Raw genomic sequence first — 21,768 nt, 5'->3', positions numbered from 1 at the left:
CTCGGCGATCGCGAGGGCAATACGTTGGCTGATGGTCATGAGCGACTCTCGGATTTCGGCAGGCATTCGATCAGGTGGCGCCATTGCGCCTCGGAGTAGCGGGCAAGCAACGCGGCGAGAGGCGCCTGGCCTCTGGCCGCTGCGTCGATCATTTCGCCGACCACAGGTACGGTATGCAGCCTTGGGTGAATGCACAGGTGATGGAGAGCGAAAGCCACGATGTCCTCCATCTCGCTCAAGCCCAACCGGCGTGCATCATCGATATGGTTCGAAGCGCGGACCGCTGCAAAAGGTGGGATCTGGCACTGATTGACGCGGCGCGAACCCGCCCGCAACACTCGCCAGATAGCCAGCACACGCTCGATCAGCCCGACGTCATCCTGTATTCGCCGCGCAGGCGCCGGCAAAGGGTGACGCTGCCCGCCCTGCCCTTTCAGGCTTGCCAACCGCCCCCCGCTACTCAGGAACAACCAGTCACTGATCGGCCACCATGGGCCTTGCTCGAGCCGCTCGAACACCGCTGCGAGCAACTCCAGACGGACGGGTTCGTAGACCGGGTAGCAGCCAAACTCCCGATGGGAATCGGGTAGCCGACACAAGGCCGTGAGATGGGACGCGACAGCGACCGAAGGCGCCTCACTGAACAGCCAGCCACACAGGTAACGCCGTTGCTGAAACAACGCCTTTTGCGCTGCTCGGGCCGTGAGTTCCAGCAGGCAGCGACTGGGGACCGTGCCGGGCGAAGCCAGGCAGGCCAGTACGGGATGCAGTTGAGGGGCATGGGCCAGGTCGTCCCGGTGCACACGGGTCAATGCATGCTCACCCAGGGCATCGCGCAACTGGGCAAGCACGGCGTGGTCGCCATTGTGAGCAGTCGCAAGCGGGTCTATCAGCACATGGCAGTACAGGTGCGCCCCATGATGGCTTTCGATGAGCCTGGCCAGGTTGTCAGTGCGCATCAGACCTTGGCCTCGCACTTTTTGCTGGTATCAGGCACAAGCGAGAGTGGCTGGCTGTTTCCAGCCCCGGACGCAGCCGCGCTGGTTTGCCCCAGCAGGTCGAGCTTGAGCCCGTTGATGGTGATGCCCTGCTCATCCAGCACAATGCTGCCGCCCGCAGTTCTGAACTCGATGCGCTCACTGGCGCGCAGCTGATAGATCGTCGTATGTTGCTCAATGCCCTGCCCGACGGTGACCTTTTGCGCACCTTTGACGACAAGCTCGGCGTCCTTTCCGACAACGGCCTGGTGATTGGCCCCTGTTGATTCGCTGCGGTCGTTGCCTACTTTCTCGATAAAGTCATGCTTGATGTCTACGTTGCAGGTTTGCCCAATGAGCTGGGTATGGTCACCCCCGGTTTCCTGGCGGAAGTCATGGCCGATGTTCAAGTGCTCATCATTGCCGACCTGCTCGACACGATTACGTCCCACCCGCGTGGTCTCATCATTGCCGACTACATTGTTCTGGTCCCGCTGGGCATGGATGAACACTTCTTCCTTGCCAAGCTCGTCCTCGAAACGCAACTCGTTGAAACCATCGCCCTTGTGGGTCTGGCTCTTGATGGTCATGCGGGTCTTGTGTTCGGGCAGGTCGTAGGGCGGCAGCTGGTCGCCGCAATAGGTACGCCCGGTGATCATCGGCTGGTCGGGGTCGGCGTTGACGTACTGGATGATCACATCCTGGCCGATGCGCGGGATGGCCATCGCCCCCCAGCTGCCGCCTGCCCAACCTTGCGACACGCGCACCCAGCAGGAGCTGAACTCGTTGTTTTCGCTCTCCCGGTCCCAGGGGAAGCTCACCTTGACCCGGCCCCACTCGTCGCAGTAGATCTCTTCCCCGGGTGGCCCGACGACCGTGGCCATGTGCGGGCCGTCGATGCGTGGCTTGGGCAACGGTGCCGGACGCCATTCGATCCGGCCAGGCACCAGCACGGCTTCCTGCGAATAGCGCGTTCCTTGTGCAGCTTCGGCAGCTTCTTCTTGCAGGCTGGTGAACTGGCTGCCCTGGTGATGCACGCGCATCACGCGCCAATGGGCGTTGAGGTCGTTGCGCGGGTGTTCGACAAGGGTGAAGCTCAGGCCTGGTTGCAGCCGTACATCGTCACCCTCGACTTCGGCAATACGGGCGTCATGGCGCAGGCCCGTCAGGCGGGTGGCGGTGAAGGGCACTCCGACCGCATCGCGCTTGTAGCGGCCGGGGTAGTCGAAGCGCTCATAGGCCCGGGACTGATGGGTGATGCTACTGTCACCTGCGCGGTGTTCCTGCCGGTACTGCGGGTTGGTGAAGGTGTAGTCCCGCTGCACCTGGCGTGCGGTGCGCACCTGCTCGCTGTAGCGCAGGCGGCGCAGGCAAGGCCTGGCCTGGTCGCCACCGCTGTTGGCGCGGTACAGCACCTGGTCGGGGCCGATGTCGTCTTCGTCGAAGAAGTCTTCATCTTCGTCGTTGGCCTTGAGCGCGCTTCGGCTGATCTGCCCCAGTGCCAGAAGTCGGTCGGTGATGACCAGCTGGTGGTGTTTCGGCGTGTGTTCGAAGCGATAGACAAAACCCTCTTCACCCGCCAGGCGGGCGATGAAGTCGAGGTCCGTTTCACCGGCCTGTACGCAGAACTCGCGCACCTGATGCTCGCCCATGCTCTTGATTTCGAAACGGGCAATGCCCTGGCGCTTGAGCATCAATTCAAGAATCTGCGGCACGGTCTTGTGCTGGAAGATGCGCCAGTTCGAACGCAAGCCGGCGCGGGCCAGCACGGGCTCGACCAAGGCGCGGTAACGGGTGCGACAGAACCCTGTCTCACCCTGGCTGAAGCTGCTGACCAGGCCGTGCACATAGCGCAGGGGGCGCTCACCGCGCCAGATCGTGAACAGCACCGGTTTGTCGAGCAACTGGCCGAAGTCGACCTCGTCTTCAAAACTGATCAATTCCAGTTTCAGCTGAAACGGTGAGCTGATCATTTCGTCGAGTTCGAACGAAACCACCTCGAAGTCAATCTGGCCAGCCAGCGGCTGGAAGGTGAAACGCAAGTCGGATTGGCTAGGCATGCGTATCCCTCCCGCTACTGCTGCAAGATGCCGTTGAGCGATTCCAGCACCTCGGCGGTGATCAAGCTCAGGCGGTAGCTGTAGAAGCAGTAGGCGCAGACCATGGCGATGGCGGAGATCACCAACGGGCTCCACCAGGGCCATTCCCGGCGCCGCATGCGGTAGGGACGGTGGACGACGTTGGTATAGGGATCGCCCGGGAATTCCGGCGTGGGGCCGCGCAGTTCACGAATGACCTTGTGCATGCGCGAAATCAGGGCATTGATGATTTCATCGCACTTCGGGTCCAGGGCGTACTTGCCCTTCAGGCCCAGACAGAAGCAGAAGTACAGGAACTCCAGCACATCCTGGAACTCCTCGGGCGACTGCATCAACCGCTCCAGCAACACGAAGATCTTCTCGCCGCCTTGGGTTTCGTCATGGAAGATGCTGAGCAGCGGTTCGTGGCTCCAACACGAATTGTTCCCCCAGGGGCGGCTCATCACGGCCTCGTCCAGATAAAGGCACAAGGCATAGGAATAGACTTCCAGGTGCACGGCGGAATAACCGTGCTGCTGTATTTCCTCGCGGACGGCGCTGACCTGGGTCTGCAGGGCCTTGTGCACCTGTTCGATGTTGGGCAGGTCATCCAGCGTACGCAGGCGAATGACCAGGCCGAACAGCGGGTTGGCCGCGTCGAGCATCAGGTTGGCGAAGCCGCCGCGTAGCTGGAAGCCCGGGTCGGCCGGATAACCCTCGTGATCTGCGCGCCTGCCTTGACCGGGCAGATAGGGTGAATCGGAGCCCGCCGGGACAGCGAGCATGGCATGCAGGCTGCTTTCGGTTACGTCATGGGCAGCGTTGGCGGCCTGGAATTTTCCAGGACGAACAGCAGATGGGCCGGGCATGAAGAGGTCCTTGTCTTCCAGTAGGCTGAAGACATGAACACTATCGGGGAATCAATTCTTCGAGGAGCGTGGGGCGTCCCAAAACGCTGTAGGAACTTTCTCCTTTTGGCTTGTCTGGACGCTGTGATGCCGGTATCTGGGGCCCTTTCGCGATACAAGGCCGCCCGCGCAACGACCGCGCCAGCCTTTGCGTGGGTGGCGCAGCGCTGCAAAAGATCAATCAGCCAAACAACCTGGCCAGAAAGCCCAGCTTCTTCTTGTAGGAGCGCCGGGCTTCCAGTGCGTCCTCCAGACTGACTTCCAGGAACCGCGCCTGCTGGTTGGGCTGCATCTGCCCGATCAGGTCCAGGTCGGCACTGATCACCGTGCCGATCATGGCGTAGCCGCCACCCGACACCGCGTCACGGTGCAGGATGATCGGCTCCAACCCCGCGGGTACCTGGATCGAACCGATCGGGTAGCAGCTGTCGACGATGTTCGACGGGTCCGAGCCGGCCCCGAACGGCTGCTCACGTGGCTGGAAGCTCAGGGCACTGCCGCCCTTGTAGCGATAGCCGATACGGTCGGCCTCGGAGCCTACCGTCCAGGCTTCGGTGAAAAAGCTTTGCGCGGCAGCCTTGGTCAGGCGGTGAAAATACAGCCCCGGCACCACCCGTAGCACCACCTCGCCGCCCAAGGCCTGGCGCAGGGCCATGGGCAGGCTCGCGCCGGCGCGGGTCTTGCCGCTGGGTACGCCGACCGGCAACAGGTCACCCGCCATCAGCTTGCGCCCATGCAAGCCACCCAATGCACCCAACGCATAGGTGGAGCGGCTGCCGAGCACCTCGGGTACATCGATACCGCCGGCCACCGCCAGGTAGGCCCGGGCACCTGCGGTAGGGAAGCCGAAACGCAACACCTGCCCGGCACGTACGGCAAACGCCGTATCCGGGCGTTGCTCACGGCCATCGAGCAAGGCCGGCATCTGCGCACCGCAAACCGCCACCAGCGTATCCTGCTGGAACTCCAGCTCCGGCCCCACCAGGGCACACTCGAGGCCGGCGGCGCCGGCCGGGTTGCCCACCAGGTGGTTGGCCGCCCTCAGGGCGTACTGGTCGAGGGCGCCGGACGGCGGGATGCCCAGGTGGTAGTAGCCTTCACGGCCCAGGTCCTGCACCGAAGTAGCCAGGCCGGGTTTGAGTACCTTGATCATGCCAGCACCTCCTGCAGGGTCCGTGGATAGCCGACCGGGTCGGCGAGGAACGCATCCAGGGAGAATTCCACCGGGCGAATGCGCAGGTCGAAGCGGCCTTCCTCGACATCCGCCACCGCCTGGTCGTAGGTGCGGCGGTCGATTGGCTTGAACTGCACGATGTCTCCCGGGCGGAAGAACACCATGTGCTCCTTCAGGTAGTTCAGTGTCTGCTGCGGGTCGTAGATCGGTGCCGGGGTGACGCCGAACATCTGGTAGCCGCCTGCCCCGCGCACCGAATAGATGCAACCGAAACAGCCACCATGGCCAAGGGTGAGCTTGGGGGTGTCCGTACGTGGGCGCAGGTACTTGGGCACCTGCAGTTGCCGCTCGCGCTCGACCATCTGGAACATGAACGGCAGGCCGGCAACGAACCCGACCATCGACACGAACCACGGCGCGCCGCTGTGCGCGGCAATGAACGCCTCGACATCGGCCAGGCCGTTGATCCGCGCGGCGTACTCCAGGTCGGTGCTGCCCGGGTCCTGGTGGCGGTCACGAAAACGCATCAGCGTTTCATGGGTCCAGGGGTCGTTGTACAGCACTGGAATCTCGATGATCCGCGTCTGCAACGAGCGCTCGGCCACCGCCTGCGCTTCGGCACCGCGCACCGCCTCCAGCAGCGCCTGCGGCGCGATACGGTCCGGGTCGAAGCGGATCTGGAACGAGGCGTTGGCCAGGCACACATCCAGCACCCCGTCCAGGGCCAGCCGCTCCACCGCGCGGGTGACGGCCATGCCCTTGAAAAAGGCCTGCAGCGACATGCTCTCGCTGACTTCGGCAAACAGGTGCTCGTCGGCGCCAAAGCTATAGCGGATAGGGGTTGTAGCGAGCGGTTCGGCCATGACTGTTCCTTTTCTTGGAATCTTTATAGAAAGGCAGGCGAAAGCAAATTGCACGGGCTCCGGCGTATACCTGCCGGATGCCCCACGGATTCAGCGTGGCGCACGCACCACGATACCGGCCGCGTCCAGCGCCTGGCGCGTGGCCTCGACCAGGTCGAGCGCCCCCGGGGTATCGCTGTGCAGGCAGATGGAATCGAATTCGATGGCCAGGTCCTGCCCCTCGACCGTGCGCACCACGCCTTGCTGACAAGCCCGCAACACCCGATCGGCTACCGCCCCGGGCTCATGGCCCCGCACGTTGCGGGTGAACACGATCGACCCGCTCAGGTCGTACTCGCGGTCGGCGTAGAACTCTCGAATTACCGGCTGGCCAAGTTCCTGGGCAATCCGGCAGATCACCGAACCGGGCATGCAGTACAGCAGCAGCTCCGGCTCGATCACCCGCAGGTTTTCCACCAGCAGCCGCGCAGCTTCCTCGTCACGTGCCAGATGCATGTACAGAGCACCGTGCGGCTTGATGTGCTGCAGCTGCACACCTTGGGCGCGGGCAATTTCCCGCAGAGCACCGAGCTGGTAGAGCATGTCGTCGACCAGTTCCTGGGCCGGGGCATTGATGTGCCGGCGACCGAAGCCGACCAGGTCGCGGAACCCAGGGTGCGCCCCCACTGCGACGCCCAGGGCCTTGGCCCGCTCGACGGTACGGCGCATGGTGCCGGGGTCACCGGCATGGAAGCCGGTGGCGATGTTGGCCGTGCTGATGTAGCCCATCAGCTCGTTGTCGACGCCATCGCCAATGGTCCACGGGCCAAAGCCCTCACCCATGTCCGAGTTGAAATCCACCACCTGCATGATTGTCTCTCCTGGCGCTTGTGACCGCATGCAAGCCACGTTAGATTCTCCGCACCCCCTTGGGAAGATCTATAAACAGATAGGGTGTCTTCTGAAAATCAGATACACCAGGAGCCTACCGTGTCACTGACCCTGCGCCAGGTCCGCTACTTCGTCGCCACCGCCGAGATCGGCCAGATTTCCCAGGCGGCAATCCACCTGAACATTTCGCAGTCTGCGGTCACCACGGCGATCAAGGAGCTGGAGGCGATGCTCGGTGTGCTGCTGTTCCAGCGCTCGGCCCAGGGCATGAGCCTGACCGAGGCCGGCCGCCACTTCCTGAACCGCGCCTACGTGATTCTGCGCAGCGTGGACGATGCGCTGAACAGCCCGCTGCCGGATGTTCGCGCCAGTGGCCTGCTGCGCCTGGCGGCCAGTTATACGGTGATCGGCTACTTCCTGCCGCATCACCTGCAACGGCTGGAACACTGGCACCCGGACGTGACCCTGGAGCTGTACGAGCAGGAGCGCAGCGCCATCGAGCAAGGGTTGCTGGAGGGGCGTTTCGACATGGCAGTGGTGCTCACCGCCAACCTCACCCACCCGGACATCGTCTCGGAAACCCTGTTCAACTCCGAACGCCGACTGTGGCTGCCTGGCCATCATCCGCTCTGCGAGCGCTCGGCGGTAAGCCTGGCCGACGTGGCCTGCGAGCCGTTCATCCTGCTGACCGTGGATGAGGCCGAGCAAAGCGCCATGCGCTATTGGGAACAGGCCGGTCAGCGGCCGCAAGTACGGGTGCGGACCAGTTCGGTGGAGGCCGTGCGCAGCATGGTCGCCAATGGCAGCGGTGTGGCGATCCTGTCGGACCTGGTGCACCGGCCCTGGTCGCTGGAGGGCAAGCGTATCGAGACAGTGACCATCAGCGACCCGGTGACACCGATGAGCGTTGGGTTGGCCTGGCACCGGGAACGAGCGTTCAGCCCGGCGATGCAGGCTGTGCGCAATTACTTCCATGGTGCATTCCTGGCGCCGCAGCAATTGTCGGCACGGCGCTGACCGCCCTGCAGGCCTGGGCCTTCACGGGCAAACCCACACACAGCGCCTGCATTCGAAATCAACGCCACTCGCTATAGGGCTCCAGCGGTGTCACCGGCAGCGCCAGGTTGCCCCGCCACGGCTCGAACAGGTAGCGCAGATAGAGCATGCCATGGCTAGGCGCATAGTCATCACTGTGCTGCCAGTCGAAGCCGGCGCCCAACACCCAATGGTCGCTCAGGCGCCGTTCGAACAGCCCACGCAGGCGGTAGCCCAGGCCGCTGCTGTCGCTGGCGTCGTTCATGGCATCGATATTGGAGCCAACGTCATACTGGGCCAGCACCTTGCGGTTGACGTGCGCATCCGGGTACAGGCGGCTACGGCCGCTGTGGGCCTGGGACCAGCTGACAGAGCCTTCCAGCAACACCGACCAGTCGTAGTTGCGCCAGGCATAGCTGACCGGCACGCCAACCGATGTGTAGCGCTGCGGGCTGTAATAGCCGCCCTGCCCCAGGCTGTAGCCGCCCAGGTCCTTGTCGTGACGCCAGTGCATCAGCGTAAGGCCCACGCGCACACGCTCATCGGCTTTTTCCACCACGCGGTGGTACCAGCCGGCCATGGCTCGGGTGCGCTGGTTGTCGGCGACGTTCTCGCCATACAGCCAGTGGTGCCCGAGGCTGGCCCAGACGCCATTGTCACCGCCCTGGTCCCAGCTCAGGCCGAGCGTGGCGCCATTGGCCGTGACCCCGCCCCAGCGCACGCCCGTACGCGGGTCACGTGCCCCGGCAAAGGACAACAGCGAGTTGCTCATCGGCCGCCGCGAAGCGGTCAGCGACCAGCCGACCTGACCGAGGTCGCCATTGACCGTCGCGCCACCCAACCAGTTGTTGATGGCGTAACCCTGAGTGGTTCCCAGATCAAAGGCCCAGCGGCTGCCCTGCCAACCCAGCGCCAGCACGCTGCCGTCCGCCGTCTGCGAACCACCATCGCAGGCGGGGAGCGACTTCCCGTCGGCGGTGCGGCCAACAAACTGGCAGCTACCGAAATCCGGGGTATAACTCCTTTGGTCGTTCTGCTCGAACGAGCCCGCATCCATGCCGATGCGCTCCACCCGCGCAAAGGCGGTGCCGTCCTGCCAAGGGGTATCGACGTGCAGCAACGTCGACTGGGTACTCAGTTCGGACGTGCCCGGCGTACCGTCGTCCTCGCGCCAACCGTAGTCGTGCATCAGCGTCACATGGGTATTGCGCTGGCGATACAGCGCATCGACGTCGCTGCGCAGGCTGCGTGCCAGCCAGTCGTCGTCATCCTGCTCCCGGCTGGCCAGCGTCAGTGCACGGTCGTCTCGTGGCGACACGGCAGTACGCTGGAGCAACTGCGCATCGGCCATCGCTGCAGCGTAAAGGTCCAGCGCCCGTTGCGGGTCATCCGGCGCCACCAGGCGGGCAGCGTCGCGCCGCAACAAGGGATCGGGGCGAGCCTGCTGCGCTGCTATCTGGTCGAGCATTCTTGCCGCCTGGTCGTGTTCGCCCAAGGCCACCCAGACAGCCGCCAGGCGCCGTTGGGCGTTGCTGTCATCGGCAGCCAGTTGCGGTACCTGCACAGCCAGCATGTGCCGGGCCTGTGCCAGGTTGCCTTCGGCCACCGCGCTTTCGATCACGCCCAGGCGCGCCTGGGGTTGCCCAGGCTGCACGGCGAGCACGCGCTGGTAATAACCGCGCGCCTTGCCAGGCTCACCGTTGGCCGCCGCCCAGTCAGCCAGCAGCATCAGGTCATCGGTGCTGCCTTCGCCACGCGCCAGGCCGGCCTCGAGCAGGCGGGTCGCTTCAGCCGTACGGCCTTGTGCCTGCAGCTGCTGTGCCGAAGCCAGGGTCATGCGGCGGCGGATACGCTGCTCCAGCGCATGCATGTCAGCGTTCCAGGCCCCCTGCGGCACCGCGCCCAGGCTGTCCAAAGCCAGCGCATCGCGGTCACTGGACTCCAGGAACAGGCCATGGGCATAACGGGTAGATGGATCGCCCGGCTGGCGCTGTACGATCCTGGCGAATGCCGCATCGGCTTCGGCGGTGCGCCCCAGGTGACGCAAGCTGTTGGCCAGCTGATAGACCAGCCATGGCTCATCGGGTGCCAAGGCCGTGGCCTGGCCCAGCACCTGGCTGGCCGCCGCCCAGTCCTCACGCTGCATGGCCTGGTCACCTTGTTGGCGCAGGCGTGCGAGTTCCAGGCTGCGGCGCAGGCTGGCGAACTGTGCCTGCTGCCGAAGCGGCAGGCTGTCGAGGTACGCCCGCGCCTTGTCGGGCGATTGCGCCTGGTACACACGCACCAGGCCGCGCACGGCACTTTCGTTATCCGGTGCCATGCGCCGAACCTGCAGGAACTGCCGCTCGGCGGCAGCGGTATCGCCCTCGGCCAGCGAGACATCCGCCAGGCCCAGCAGGGCGTATTCCTCTTTCGGGCGCTGCTGGCGAGCCTGCTGGTAGAAGGCGCGGGCCGCGCGCAGGTCTTTCGTCTGCAGTGCCCGCTCCCCTTTGCCGAGCAGGGCCCAATACTGGCTGGACGACTCCAGGTCCTTCCACTGGCTGATCCAGTAAGTGTCCTGTTCCTTGGCACTTGCCGCCCGGAACGCCGCATTGGCGTCTTCGTAGCGGCTCTGGCGCATCAACGCATAGCCCAGTGCCCCCTGCAGGCTGGCATCATCCGGATACTGGCGCAGCGCCCGACGCAGTTGTGCTTCGGCTTCAGCGTTGCGGCCCTTGTCGAGCAATGCCAAGCCCCGTCGGCCAGCCTGCCAGGACGGGTCGGCCAGCAGTTTGCGCTGGTGTTGCAGAGTCTCGCTGGCCTGCGCCTGCAACGGTGAGGCCGGGTAACGCTGGAGAAACGCTTGCCAGGCCGCCGCGCTGGCGGCGCTCACCGCTTGCCCGGACAGGTAGTCGAACTCACGTTGGGCAGCGGCATCCCGTGCGCCGGGGTCGCGCGACAGCTGGTCGAGCAAGGCCAAGGCTTCACGGTCGCGATTTTCGGCGAACAGCCAGCCGGCGAGGGTCTGGCGCAAGCCGGCACTGCCGGGGTACTGCCGGTCCAGCTGCTGCAACTGCCTGATCGCCTCGGGGCGCTGGCCCGGGAGGTTGCCGCGCACGCGCCAGTAGTCCAGGGCCAATTCCAGGCTTGGCGGTTCACCAGCGAACAACTGTTCATAGGCCGCCAGCGCCTCTTCATTGCGCCCGGTGACCGCCAGCAGGCGAGCCTGCTGCAATTGTCGCACGCGCTCAGGCTGCTGCAGCTCGAGCAGGCGCCTGGCCTGGCGAGCCTGCAGACTGCCAGGCGCGATAGCGCTGATCCGGGCGCTCAACTGCTCGGCATCGGTACTGTTCTTTTCGCGCAATGCCAGGCTCAGGGCCGCCAGCAACACATCCGGGTTGCGCGGCTCGAGCAATTGCAGCCGCCCCAGTGCATCGCGCACCAGGTCATCACGATGCAGCGCCTCGCCACGACGCACCTGGTCCAGCAGCCATTGGCGCTGTTCATCGGCATCCTTGGGTTGCGCGGTGGCCTGGCAGGTCACTGCCGCCAGCATCAGCACACCGATCATTCGCTGCATGGCGCGCTCCAGGCCGGCAACAGTCGGCCATGCGAGTCGAAACGGTAACGGCCTTGGTCCCAGCCTTGGCCAAACAGCGCCAGCACCTGGCTGTAATAGGCCTTGGCTTCGACTGGCTGATCGCGCAGGCGCTGACGCTGGGCCGCCAGGCCCGCGACGTGCTCCGGCGATGCTGCCAGCAACGGCAGCAGCGCCGCGGAGAAACCTGCCGGGCCATGGCCACTGGCAACACCGCTGTGCGCATCCACATGCTCTGGCGGCAGCCCCTGGCGCGTGGTCAATGCCGCCATCGGGGCATAATGGGCCACCAGTTCGGCGCGCTGCGCCGCGTCCTTGGCCAGCATGCCGACCCACAGGTAGACGCGGATGGCGTCGTAGTCACCTTCACTGCCATGTTGCGGGTCCGCAGCCAGTTCACCGGCGGGCGTCCACAGCAGCCAGTCCGGGGCAAAGCCCTTTGGCGACGAAGCCAGCCACAGACGCCGCGTGTTGGCCGCCAGCTCGCCCCACAACGGGTCGACCAGGCTGAAGCGATCGAACAACTGCAGCGGCAAATAGCTGGGATTCAAGCGGGCACCGCGGGCATCCTCGAAGCCGTAGTCCCCCGGCAGCAGCATCACCCCCAGGCCCGGCAGCTTGCGCACGGTCTGCGCGGCGATACGCCACAGCAGGCGCTGACCCAGTTGCGTGTAGGCCGGCTCGTCCCACAGGCGCCCGGCTTCAAGCAGGCTGTAGGCAATCCACAGGTCGGCATCGCTGGCGTTGTTGGCATCCAGCACCTGCCACTGCTGCTGGCCGTTGCGGCCCCACAGCCAGGCGGGCAGATGCCGGGCCAGGTCGCCCTCCGCCAGGTTGTTGCCGGTCCAGCGCAGCAACTGCGCGAAGGCTTGCCGGTCATTGCCCACCAGGGCGAAGAACAGCGCATAGCTCTGCCCTTCCGAGGTGGTGATCAGGCGCTCGTCGCTCCGGTCGATGACCCGACCGTCGACACTCACCAGCTCGGCCTTGAAGCGGTCCCATGCCGGCCATGGGCAAGCCGGTGCGGCACTCGTGACAACGGGCAGGCCCAAGGCGACCAGCCCTACCAGCAACTGACGCATCATCACCCCGCCTCACCCAGGCGGCGCTTGCCTGCCCAGCGCAGTGCCCGCCACAACAGGAAGGCGAACAGCACCACGCAAATGGCCGCGATCGCCGCCAGCAGCACCGGGTGCTCGGACAGGTGGAACCACAGCAGCAGCCACCACGGCAGCGCGCCTACGAAGTAGTGCTCGCCGACGAACTGGCTGGTGACGCCACTGCTGCGCACCAGCGTCACCGAACCGGCCACCGCATCGAGCTTGCCCACATCGCCGAGCACGTCGCGCAGCAACGCTTGGTCGCTATCGCTGTTGGCCAACAGGGCGACCACACTGCGCTGCTCGTGGAATGGTGACTTCAGCCCGGTGATGGCGGCAATCGGCGCCTGCGCGCTGACGGCCACACGGCTGCTCGCTGCGACCGCTGCGGTATCGAAGCGCTGGCTGCCCGGCAGCCCGGTACTGCGGCCCTGCAGCAGCCAGTCCCGCTGGGCGCTGAGCAGCAGACCAAGATTTGGCGAATCCCCCAGGGCCTCGGGCAGGCTGCCGAGCAGCAGCAAGTCGGCATCGACCGCTGCGGCCTGCGCCCAGTCATCGACCAGCCGCAGGCCAAGCGCCGGGTAGCCGATCTGCCCGGCCAGCCCGCCGACCGCATCGAGCAAGGTGCCCACCTGCATCGCCGTGGGCTTGGCCGGCATGACGACCAGCGTTTCGGAAAGGTCGGCCATGCGGCTGAACGGGAAACCGCTGCGGGCGAATGCGCGCAGGTCGGGCATGGCGATGTAGTGGTGGTAACCGGACAGGTCGATGGTCGAGTTCTCGTCGATCGCCGCGCGCACATCCACCGGCAACGAGGTCTGGCAGCGGTCGCGCTGGGCGCTGCCCAGGGTGCTGGCAAAGCTGAAATCGAAGCGCAGGCGGTTGCGGTCGCCGATCTTCAACGCCGGTACCAGCGACTTCTCGGTCAATGCGCTGTTGTCACCCGGTAGCACCGCCAGGCGCATTTCCTCGAGCGTACCGCCGCGCCGGTCATTGCCCACCAGCGGCATGCTGGTGATGTACTGGTCATTGACACTGATGCTCAGGCGCGATTCGTCGCTCACTGCCGGGGCCGTGTAGCGGTACAGCGTACGCAGCGGAATGCCCTGGTTGCGCCACACGAACAGGTCCGGCGGCAGGTTCAGCTCCAGCGTCACCGGCCGCGGTTGCAGGCCGCTGACCTGCAACTGCTCGGGGTAATCGAGCAGCTCGGCGAAGCGTACCGGGCGGTCGGTGCGTGTCCAGTTCGGTGCATCATAGGGCTGGCGCGGCTGCAGTGCCGTCATCTGCTCGACCTTCACCCGGGCACCGCGGAACAGGTTGTTGCCAACCGCCAGCGCCGAAGCGGCCTTGACCAGGTCATCGTCGTTGCGGCCCAGCACCAGCAGCACCTTGCTGAAGCGATCGTCCGGGTGGTCGATCATCTGCAGTACCGGGCCGTCCACCGGTGGGAACTGCTGCAAGTCGGCGAGGAAGGCCGCGCGACGGTCGTTGCTGGCAAACACGATGCTCGGCGTGGGTCTGTCGCCACGGGCCGGCAGGCTGTCGTACAGCACCGGGAAGGTCGCCTTGCGCCACCCGGCCTGGCTGCCGAAGTAGGACGCCAGGATCGCCGCCGCACGCTGCTCGCCCAGGCTCGGCACGCCGCTGAACACCACCGGCAGGGTTACCTTGCCAGTGTCGCGCACATCGAAGAACGGCAGCGGGAAGTACGCCAGGTCGTTGTCCAGGGCCAGGGCCTGTTCGTGCAGTTGTACCTGGCTCTTGCGGTTCAGGTTCAGCCAGAGGCCGCTGTGCGCAGGGTCTTCGCAGATGTCGGTGTAATGCCCGACGAACTCCAGGCGTACCCGGTTGAAATCGCTGAGCAGCTTCGGGTCCAGTGGCAGTTGCCGGCGCACGCGCTGGCCAAGCTGGTCCTTTTCCACTGGCACCACGCCCATCAATTCGTCGTTGAGGTACACGCGCAGGTGCGACAGGTTCGGCAACAGCGCGGGCGATGGCGTGTAGTCCAGCTGCAGGCTGGCGTCGGTGGCCAGGCGGTCGCGCCGCAGGCCGAATTCGATATGCTCGCTGTTGCGCACCCCCAGCAACAGGCTGTCGGACGCATGCCCGAGCTGCTCGAAGGTTTTCGCAACCGGCCAGTTCGGTACCGTGGGTACGGCTGGCTCGGCAAGCGGGGCTACAGAGGCGGCAGCGGCGCTCTGCGACAAGGCAGCAAGCAGCGCCATCGCCAGGCCCCAGGTACGCGCGGGATAACCAGTCATCATGCGTCTCGATCAACAGGGTTCAAGGAAGGGACAGGCCGCGGTGTGCGCGGCCTGTAGCTGGCCAGCCAGTTCGTCAGCGCGTGCAGTGGGCGCAGCCACGCCCGCACCCATGGCGGCAAGTGCTCGACCAGCCGCAGGTAACCGACACCGCCCAGCTTCAGCACGTCGACCAGGCTGCGCAGCGGGCGGTCGACTTCGTGCTGCTCGCTCCAGCCCAGCCAGGCATCGGCGCGGGCGAAGGTGCAGTGGACCAGGTCGATACGCTGTTGCTGGCCGAGGTCGTGAAACACCAGGCCAACGTGTTGCCCGACGGTACGGGTGACACAGGCCTGGAAGGCGAACTCGCGCTGGCCGCGGTTGAGCAGCAGGCGTACCCGCTCCCCGGCTTGCAACTCAAGGCCCCGGTGCAGCTGAAGGCCGACACCACCGTCGGAGTAGTCGACCAAGGTACAGGGGTAGGCGTGACCGCTGGCCAGCACCAGCCCGGCCGGCAAGCGCATCTGCACCCGGTGGGCGCGGCGCACCTGGCGCACTTCGGCAGCCACAGCGACGGCGGCGCCGATGATCAGCAGGTTGTAGATCACCCATAGCGAGCTGACGATCACCGTGCCGATCTCCGCCGCCGGGCCGGTGAACAGGCGCCACACGGCGAAACCCAGGCCCGCCACGTTGAGCGCCGCCAGCCACAGGTAGGGTTGGGCGATGCGCCAGTCGAACTGCTCCTGCTCCATCAGGCCGCCCTTGGCGGTGACGTTGAACTTGCCCTTCTTCGGCGCGAACAGCGCGACCGTGGTCGGGCGGGCGATGTACCAGGCCAGCACGGTCTCGTAGACCTCGCCCCAGAAGGTCTGCCGGTACTTGCCCTGCATGCGCGAGTTGGTCAGGCTGGCGTGGATCATGTGCGGCAGCACGTACAGCAGGATCATCAGCGCCGGTGCGTAGATGATGTAGGCATGCAGCAACAGGAACGCCAGCGGCGCGGTCAGGAACACCAGCCTTGGCAGGCCGGCCAGGAAGTGCAGCATCGCGTTGGCATAGCACACCCGCTGGAACAGGCTCAGCCCACGGCCGAACAGCGGGTTGTCGGTACGGAAGATCTGCACCATGCCCCGGGCCCAGCGAATGCGCTGGCCGATGTGCGCCGACAGGCTCTCGGTGGCCAGGCCGGCCGCCTGCGGAATGCTCAGGTAGGCCGATGACCAACCCTGGCGGTGCATGCGCAAGGCGGTATGGGCATCTTCGGTCACGGTTTCGACGGCGAAGCCGCCGATGCTCTCCAGCGCGGTACGGCGCAGCACGGCACACGAGCCGCAGAAGAACGCCGCGTTCCACATGTCATTACCATCCTGGATCAGGCCGTAGAACAGCTCGCCTTCATTGGGGCGCCGGCGGAACGAGCCCAGGTTGCGCTCGAACGGGTCGGGCGAGAAGAAATGGTGCGGCGTCTGCACCAGCGCCAGCTTCGGGTCCTTGAGGAACCAGCCCACGGTCATTTGCAGGAAGGAACGCACCGGCACGTGGTCGCAGTCGAAAATGGCGATCAGCTCGCTGTCGGTCACGCCCAGCGCATGGTTGAGGTTGCCGGCCTTGGCGTGGTTGTTGTCCGGCCGCACGATGTAGCCCACCCCCACTTCGTCGGCGAACGCACGAAACGCCTCACGCCGGCCGTCGTCGAGGATATAGATGCGCAGGCACTCGCGCGGCCAGTCCAGGCCCAGGGCAGCGAGCACCGTGGTGCGTACCACCGACAAGTCTTCGTTGTAGGTGGGGATCATCAGGTCGACAGTCGGCCAGTGCGCCGGATTAGCCGGCAGGTTCGCCGGCTTGCGCTGCAACGGCCAGCTGGTCTGGATGTAGCCCAGGATCAGCACGAACCATGAATAGGTTTCTGCCGCCAGCAGGATCACCCCGCACACAAGGCCCGTGGTGTCGTTCCAGTTCAAGGTCGACGTATAGCGCCACCACAGGTAGCGGCAGGAGATGAGGGTCGACAGCACGATCAGCATCAAGGTCGGGAAACGACCCGGCATGTGCCGCACCAGCAGGGCGATGCCCAGCAACAGGCAGATGAACACCAGCTGCGCCAGGTAGCCAAACGGTTCGGTGACGCACAACACGGCCAGGCCGATGGCGCCCAGGGTCAGCACACCGTAGAAAACCCACCGGGCGAACACGCTCAAGCCGCGCAGGCGTGCCGAGGCTCGCTGCCTGAAAGCGCTGGCGCGGTAGCGCGCAGGCAGTTGCTGCAGGCGGTCGATCAGCAGGCCATGGTAGCGGCGCAGCACCTGGCGCATACCGCGCAGCTGCGCCTGCACTGCCCCCCAGGCACGGCGGGAAAACCCTGGTTGGCGAGGCAGCGGTTGGCGCCGGACCAGCAGCCACAGGCTCTGAATCAGCAGGCGCAGCGGGTCGCCCAGGCTGGGGCGCTTGCCCGCCAGTTGCGGGTACAGCCGCTGCCGCTCGGCCAGCAGGGCTTGCCAGGCAGGCGACTCCAGGCGCAGGAGCAGGAAGGCCAGCCACACGCCAAAGGTAAACAGCCACGCGACCGGCTGCCGCGCACCACGTGTGCGGAACCAGGCGTAGGCCGACAGAGGGGTCAGGGTCACGACTGGCGCCTCGTCAGGCAGCGCACCGCCAGGCTCTGCACGTCCCGGCAAGCCAGGCTCTGCGGCGCGTAATGGCCAAGCGGTGCCTTGTGCGCCAGGGCTTCGAGAAACGCCTCGTCGCGGTGCACCACCTGGATCGGCAGGCGATCACGGAACAGGTCGCGCCACACCATCAGCAGGTCGCTCTGCAAGCGGCTGGCGGGGTCGTAGCGGTTGACCAGCAACAGGTCGTAGTGCTCGACCTGCCGACGCCCGAGCAGCAGGTGGCTGGCCATTTCTGCCTCGGCCACCAACACACGCACGTCAGTCTCGACACTTTGGCCAGCGGCATCGGTCGGCAGTTGCGGCAGGTCGAACAGCAACCAGTCGAAGTGTTCGGCCAGCTCGGCCTGGCGCGCGCGCCAGGCCTCAGCGTCGGGCAAAGGCGGCCGCGTGCCGGCAGGCAGACTGCCGAACGGCATCAGGCACAGGCCATCGAGCACCTCATACATGGCATCGATGTATGGCCGCCCTTCCCGCTCGGCAAGCGCCCAGCCCTCGCGCGTGTCGAGGGGCAGGTTGAAGTGCAGGCCGAGCAGGTTGCTTGGGCACAGGTCGACCAGCAGCACCCGCTCACCTACGCCCTGCAACGCATGCCCCAGTGCCGCCAGCAAGGCACTGCGCCCCAGGCCACCGCGAACGCCGTGCAACGCCAGGCTGGTCATGGCGACAGTACCTGGCGCCGCGGCGCCGCCGTGTACAAGGTGCCCTGGGCGCTGCTCCGGCAGCTTTCACCCAGCAGCGGCCAGCGCTGCAAGGCCTGCTGGACACCCACCAGCAACGAAATGTCCTGGTAGTTCAGGTCCGGCATGTCCAGATGCTGGCGCAACTGGGCGATATCGTCGCTGCGGTCGGCAGGGTCTGCCTTGCCAGTGATCATTGGCGCTCCTTCGGAACAGGTTGCCAGTCGGGCTGGCCTTGCAGGCGCATGTAGGCACGCCCCTGGTAGTTAATTACCTGCGCACCTGCGGTTTCCGCGACCTGTTCGGTGGTCGGCAGGTCGCTCAGCAGGCTGGGCACATCCAGCACCTGCTGCTGGCCCAGGCCCGCATACACGCGCGAGATCAGTTCGGACAGCGCCAGGTAGCTGGTGGGTGCCGAGACGTGCAGCGGCTCGTTGCGGGCAGGCTGGCCCATGCCGATGAACTTCAGGCCGACCGGCACATGGGTAATCGATGGGGTGGGGATTTCACGCATGCCCGACAGCTGCATGCGGTCGCCATGCAGCGCGGCGCCATGTTCCGGGACAATGGCCACGACCACGCGGCGGCCGCTGCGCTCCAGTTCATCGAGGAAACTGCCAAGCTCACCGAACAGCCGGGTGGCGCGCGTTGCGTAATCAGCCACGCGGGTACCGCCGTCGGCGGTGACGATCCGGTTGCCGTCATGCAAGCTGATGCTGTTGTAGAACAGCGACACATGCTCGGCCGGCGCGCCTTTGCGCTGGCCCCACCAGCGGCGCAGCACATCCAGGTCGCTGGCGATCGGCGAACCGTCGAAGCCGACCAGTGCCCGCGGGAAATCGGTGTTGCGCAGGCCGGGTTGAGGCATGTGCTGCTGGGTGATGTCGCCGATGAAATTGTCGAAGCGGCCGCTGTGGTTGAGCAAGGTGTTGCTCTGGAAGCCGAGCCTGGCCAGGTTCTGGAACAACAGGCACTGCTCCGGGGCAGGCTGGTACAGGCCGGCGTGGGACGACTGCCCGCAGCTGGCACGCAGCACGCGGATGGCCGCCGGCCCGCTGTAGGACGTGGCCGAGTTGAACTGGTCGAAGATCACGTCCAGGCGCGAAAACAACGGGTTGTCACGCAACCCCACGGCAGACAGGTCATCCCAGGCCAGCGAGCAGATGTTGATCACCAGCAGATCGAACGGCTGCTCATCGGCCTTCACGGCCGGGAATGCTGTCACCCGTTCACGCTCACTGGCAAAGAACCGCTCGAGCCAGCTGTCGAGCGTGGCATTGTCGGCAACCACGGTGGCCTGCGCCTGCTCGGTGGGGCTGGCAGCCGCGGTGCCAGGCGCCTGGCCCGGGTGGAACCCCAGCGCTGGCAGGCCGCCGATCGCCAGCCACGCCAGCCCCAGCAGGCTCAGGGTACTCAGCCGCAGCCAATGGCGCAGGTACAGGTAACCCACCAGCAACAGTGCCAGCGCGCCCAGCAAGTTCCAGTTGATGAAGCGGCCGAGCAGTTCGAGCAGGTAGTCCCACGAGAAATCGAACACCCCCGGCTGCGCCAGCAGGCGGCTGAAGGGTGGCAGCCAGGTGTCCTGGTAGAACAATGCGATGCCAACCGGTACGGCCACCAGTTGCCGCGCGATTCGCAGCCACCTGCCTGGCAGCGGCACCAGCAGAAACGCGGCGAACAACAGGTTCGGCAGCGCCTGAAAGTCGAGCATGCCAAGGGCGACCAACAGGAACTTGGCCAGGAAATAGAGGTTCCACCCGCCCAGTCCAGGCCAGCGGGCCGGTACCGGGAGGGTGGCGGATAAATTAGTCATTACGGGGTTCCTGGCGTGCAGCGCGGTGGCGTACGCCCAGCGGTTTCAGGTAACGGGGTGGAAGGCGGCGGCGCAACCAGCCGCGCAGCGTGGCGCGCAGGCGTAACAGCAGCAGGGCCAGCGCCAAGGTGACCAGCGCCGTAATGCCGACCACTTGCAGCAGTTGCGCGAAGTTCATGCTGTACCCCGCTTGCCCAGGGCCACCCGGCGCGGCGCCAGGGCCGGCCTGGCCTGGGCGGTCAACTGTGCCGCCGCGTCAAGCCGGGGTGGCTGTGGCACGCGGTCGTCGAGGAAGGCCGGGGTGGCCAGGCTGTCGACACCGGCAAGCACCTCCTGGCTGATGAACAACTCTTTCCACGACAACTGGAAGATGTGGTCAAGGGCTTGCTCGACGCCTTCGGAGCGGCAGGCGAAAAGGAACAGGAACAGCACATCGCCCACCACGCAGGCGATGTCGCCGTCACGGCGGAACACCGTGCGCGAGCAGGCTTGCAGCGGGGTCAGGCCAGGGGCCGGGCGCAATACCAGCAACTGGTGGGCGATTTCGCCGTTGCGCACCCCGTGCCACATGGTCTGCACGGCTTCGGCGAACGCGCGCGGCGCCACCAGACCACAAATGGCCAGCGGCCGCAGGCGTGCGAGCAAGGCATCGAAATCGCTTGGCAGGCGCCGGCGCCAGAGGTAACCCTGGATGCTCTCGACCATGGTCAGGAAGCGCGACAGGCTGGCACCGAACGGCACGATCTGGCTGGCCCCGCAGGCCAGCAGCAGTTGTTCATCCTGGTAGCGCAGGGTCGGTGCCATCTCGCGCACCACCAGCTTCAGGGCATTGCCACGCAATTGGCGCAAGTGGTGCAACTGGCGCGCCAGGCTATCCAGGCGCTGCCCGCCGTCCATGGCGAAGATGACCGTGGCGGAAACCGCCCTGCCAGCTTTGGCCCCCAGTTCCTCGAGGCTCTCGCAGACCTGCCAGTGCTCGGAGAAGGCTGGCGCACCTTCCAGTACCGGGCGCTGGGCCAGGTACAACAGCTCGTCGCCACCGGTGTCGCTGGGGGCCTGCGGCGCCCCGGCGGCGGCGAAGCCTGTTTCAAGCCGCGCCAGTTCCACGTCGCGCGTACCGGTTTTGCCGAGCGGGTTGCTCCAGAAATGCTGCAGGTAGCGCACCCCGCCTTTGCCGCGATACACCTGGGCCAGGCCATCGACGCCCTGGTTGAACGCACGCAGGCGTTCTACCAGCCCGGCACTCTGGCCGCTGCTGATGACCAGCAACAGCGATGCCTCGGCCAACAGGACCGGGCGCAGCGCGTTGCACCAGCCTTCGATGTTGCCAGCACCCCAGACCTCGGCAGGCGCCAGCAGCACCAGCACGCGCCCGGCGGCGTCGATACGCGGCAGGTCATCGACCAGGTGCCGGGCGGCTTGCGGGTTGGCTTCGTACAGCGCCAGTTCGCCGGGGCCCTGCGCGGCATCGAGCGCACCCAGCACATCACCGATCGCTTGCGCATCGGCGATCAGGGCTGCGCGCGCGTGCTCCGGCAGCCCCTCGACCACTTGGCGGCATAGCAAGGTGGCGTCTTCTGCGTTATCACAGGCCAACCAATACAGTCCTTGTACATGAAGCTGGTTGCTTTCGGCGTCTAAGCCGGAGATAGCCAACCACGGCGTTCCGTTCGTCAAAACACTGGCTCTGCAAAAGTAAATTGAGGCGGGTTGAAGGGAAACTTTGACTTGCCTGCCGCTGAGCGCACATGACGCACGTCAAAAAAACGGCAAACAAG

The 21,768-nt window shown here is 65.7% G+C and carries 16 protein-coding genes; 1 reads left to right on the top strand and 15 read right to left on the bottom strand.

What is annotated here, in order from left to right; all coding sequences use genetic code 11:
- Window positions 1–35 precede the first annotated feature (35 nt).
- From CAF92_RS16295 to CAF92_RS16270, 6 genes are all read right to left on the bottom strand, one after another.
- A complete protein-coding gene (locus CAF92_RS16295) occupies window positions 36–959 on the bottom strand; it encodes a hypothetical protein (RefSeq protein WP_085601391.1) in 924 nt (307 codons plus the stop codon).
- The gene (locus CAF92_RS16290) at window positions 959–3,037 is read right to left on the bottom strand and encodes a type VI secretion system Vgr family protein (protein WP_085601390.1); all 2,079 of its coding nucleotides are present in this window, start codon (window positions 3,035–3,037) and stop codon (window positions 959–961) included. The genes CAF92_RS16295 and CAF92_RS16290 overlap by 1 nt, the downstream gene beginning before the upstream one ends.
- A 14-nt stretch (window positions 3,038–3,051) precedes the next feature.
- Window positions 3,052–3,924: a type IVB secretion system protein IcmH/DotU gene (icmH, locus tag CAF92_RS16285; protein ID WP_085601389.1), complete on the bottom strand. Its 873-nt coding sequence runs from the start codon at window positions 3,922–3,924 to the stop codon at window positions 3,052–3,054.
- A 220-nt stretch (window positions 3,925–4,144) separates the two neighbouring features.
- Window positions 4,145–5,116 (bottom strand): biotin-dependent carboxyltransferase family protein, encoded by a 972-nt coding sequence (locus CAF92_RS16280; protein WP_046613930.1) that lies wholly within the window; start codon window positions 5,114–5,116, stop codon window positions 4,145–4,147.
- Window positions 5,113–6,000: an allophanate hydrolase subunit 1 gene (locus tag CAF92_RS16275; protein ID WP_046613931.1), complete on the bottom strand. Its 888-nt coding sequence runs from the start codon at window positions 5,998–6,000 to the stop codon at window positions 5,113–5,115. The genes CAF92_RS16280 and CAF92_RS16275 overlap by 4 nt, the downstream gene beginning before the upstream one ends.
- A gap of 90 nt (window positions 6,001–6,090) precedes the next feature.
- Window positions 6,091–6,849, bottom strand: a complete 759-nt coding sequence (locus CAF92_RS16270) for a 5-oxoprolinase subunit PxpA (protein ID WP_085601388.1) — start codon at window positions 6,847–6,849, stop codon at window positions 6,091–6,093.
- Between the two features lie 120 nt (window positions 6,850–6,969).
- Between CAF92_RS16270 and CAF92_RS16265 the strand changes: the two genes are divergently transcribed.
- Window positions 6,970–7,887 carry a LysR family transcriptional regulator gene (locus tag CAF92_RS16265; RefSeq protein WP_046613933.1) on the top strand — a complete coding sequence of 306 codons (918 nt, stop codon included), beginning with the start codon at window positions 6,970–6,972 and terminating at the stop codon, window positions 7,885–7,887.
- Between the two features lie 58 nt (window positions 7,888–7,945).
- On the opposite strand, the gene bcsC is transcribed toward CAF92_RS16265, so the two are convergent.
- The 9 genes from bcsC to CAF92_RS16220 are packed head-to-tail and all read right to left on the bottom strand — an operon-like array spanning window position 7,946 to window position 21,646.
- Window positions 7,946–11,464, bottom strand: a complete 3,519-nt coding sequence (gene bcsC, locus CAF92_RS16260) for a cellulose synthase complex outer membrane protein BcsC (RefSeq protein ID WP_085601387.1) — start codon at window positions 11,462–11,464, stop codon at window positions 7,946–7,948.
- A complete protein-coding gene (bcsZ, locus tag CAF92_RS16255) occupies window positions 11,452–12,567 on the bottom strand; it encodes a cellulose synthase complex periplasmic endoglucanase BcsZ (protein WP_085601386.1) in 1,116 nt (371 codons plus the stop codon). Before bcsZ ends, bcsC begins: the two co-directional genes overlap by 13 nt.
- Window positions 12,567–14,846 carry a cellulose biosynthesis cyclic di-GMP-binding regulatory protein BcsB gene (bcsB, locus tag CAF92_RS16250; RefSeq protein WP_371916244.1) on the bottom strand — a complete coding sequence of 760 codons (2,280 nt, stop codon included), beginning with the start codon at window positions 14,844–14,846 and terminating at the stop codon, window positions 12,567–12,569. Before bcsB ends, bcsZ begins: the two co-directional genes overlap by 1 nt.
- Complete coding sequence (gene bcsA, locus CAF92_RS16245; protein ID WP_085601384.1) at window positions 14,846–17,455, bottom strand: UDP-forming cellulose synthase catalytic subunit; 2,610 nt, start codon at window positions 17,453–17,455, stop codon at window positions 14,846–14,848. Before bcsA ends, bcsB begins: the two co-directional genes overlap by 1 nt.
- Window positions 17,452–18,159, bottom strand: coding sequence for a cellulose biosynthesis protein BcsQ (gene bcsQ / locus CAF92_RS16240; RefSeq protein ID WP_085601383.1), 708 nt, complete (start codon window positions 18,157–18,159; stop codon window positions 17,452–17,454). The genes bcsA and bcsQ overlap by 4 nt, the downstream gene beginning before the upstream one ends.
- Window positions 18,156–18,374, bottom strand: coding sequence for a cellulose biosynthesis protein BcsR (gene bcsR / locus CAF92_RS16235; RefSeq protein WP_025339608.1), 219 nt, complete (start codon window positions 18,372–18,374; stop codon window positions 18,156–18,158). Before bcsR ends, bcsQ begins: the two co-directional genes overlap by 4 nt.
- A complete protein-coding gene (bcsG, locus tag CAF92_RS16230; RefSeq protein ID WP_085601382.1) occupies window positions 18,371–19,990 on the bottom strand; it encodes a cellulose biosynthesis protein BcsG in 1,620 nt (539 codons plus the stop codon). Before bcsG ends, bcsR begins: the two co-directional genes overlap by 4 nt.
- A complete protein-coding gene (gene bcsF / locus CAF92_RS16225; protein WP_085601381.1) occupies window positions 19,983–20,168 on the bottom strand; it encodes a cellulose biosynthesis protein BcsF in 186 nt (61 codons plus the stop codon). The genes bcsG and bcsF overlap by 8 nt, the downstream gene beginning before the upstream one ends.
- Window positions 20,165–21,646, bottom strand: a complete 1,482-nt coding sequence (locus CAF92_RS16220; RefSeq protein WP_085601380.1) for a BcsE family c-di-GMP-binding protein — start codon at window positions 21,644–21,646, stop codon at window positions 20,165–20,167. Before CAF92_RS16220 ends, bcsF begins: the two co-directional genes overlap by 4 nt.
- Window positions 21,647–21,768: the final 122 nt, after the last annotated feature.

The organism is Pseudomonas sp. B10(2017) (assembly GCF_002113295.1).
GTDB classification, from domain to species: domain Bacteria; phylum Pseudomonadota; class Gammaproteobacteria; order Pseudomonadales; family Pseudomonadaceae; genus Aquipseudomonas; species Aquipseudomonas pudica.
This window is presented reverse-complemented; position numbering and strand designations above follow the sequence as displayed.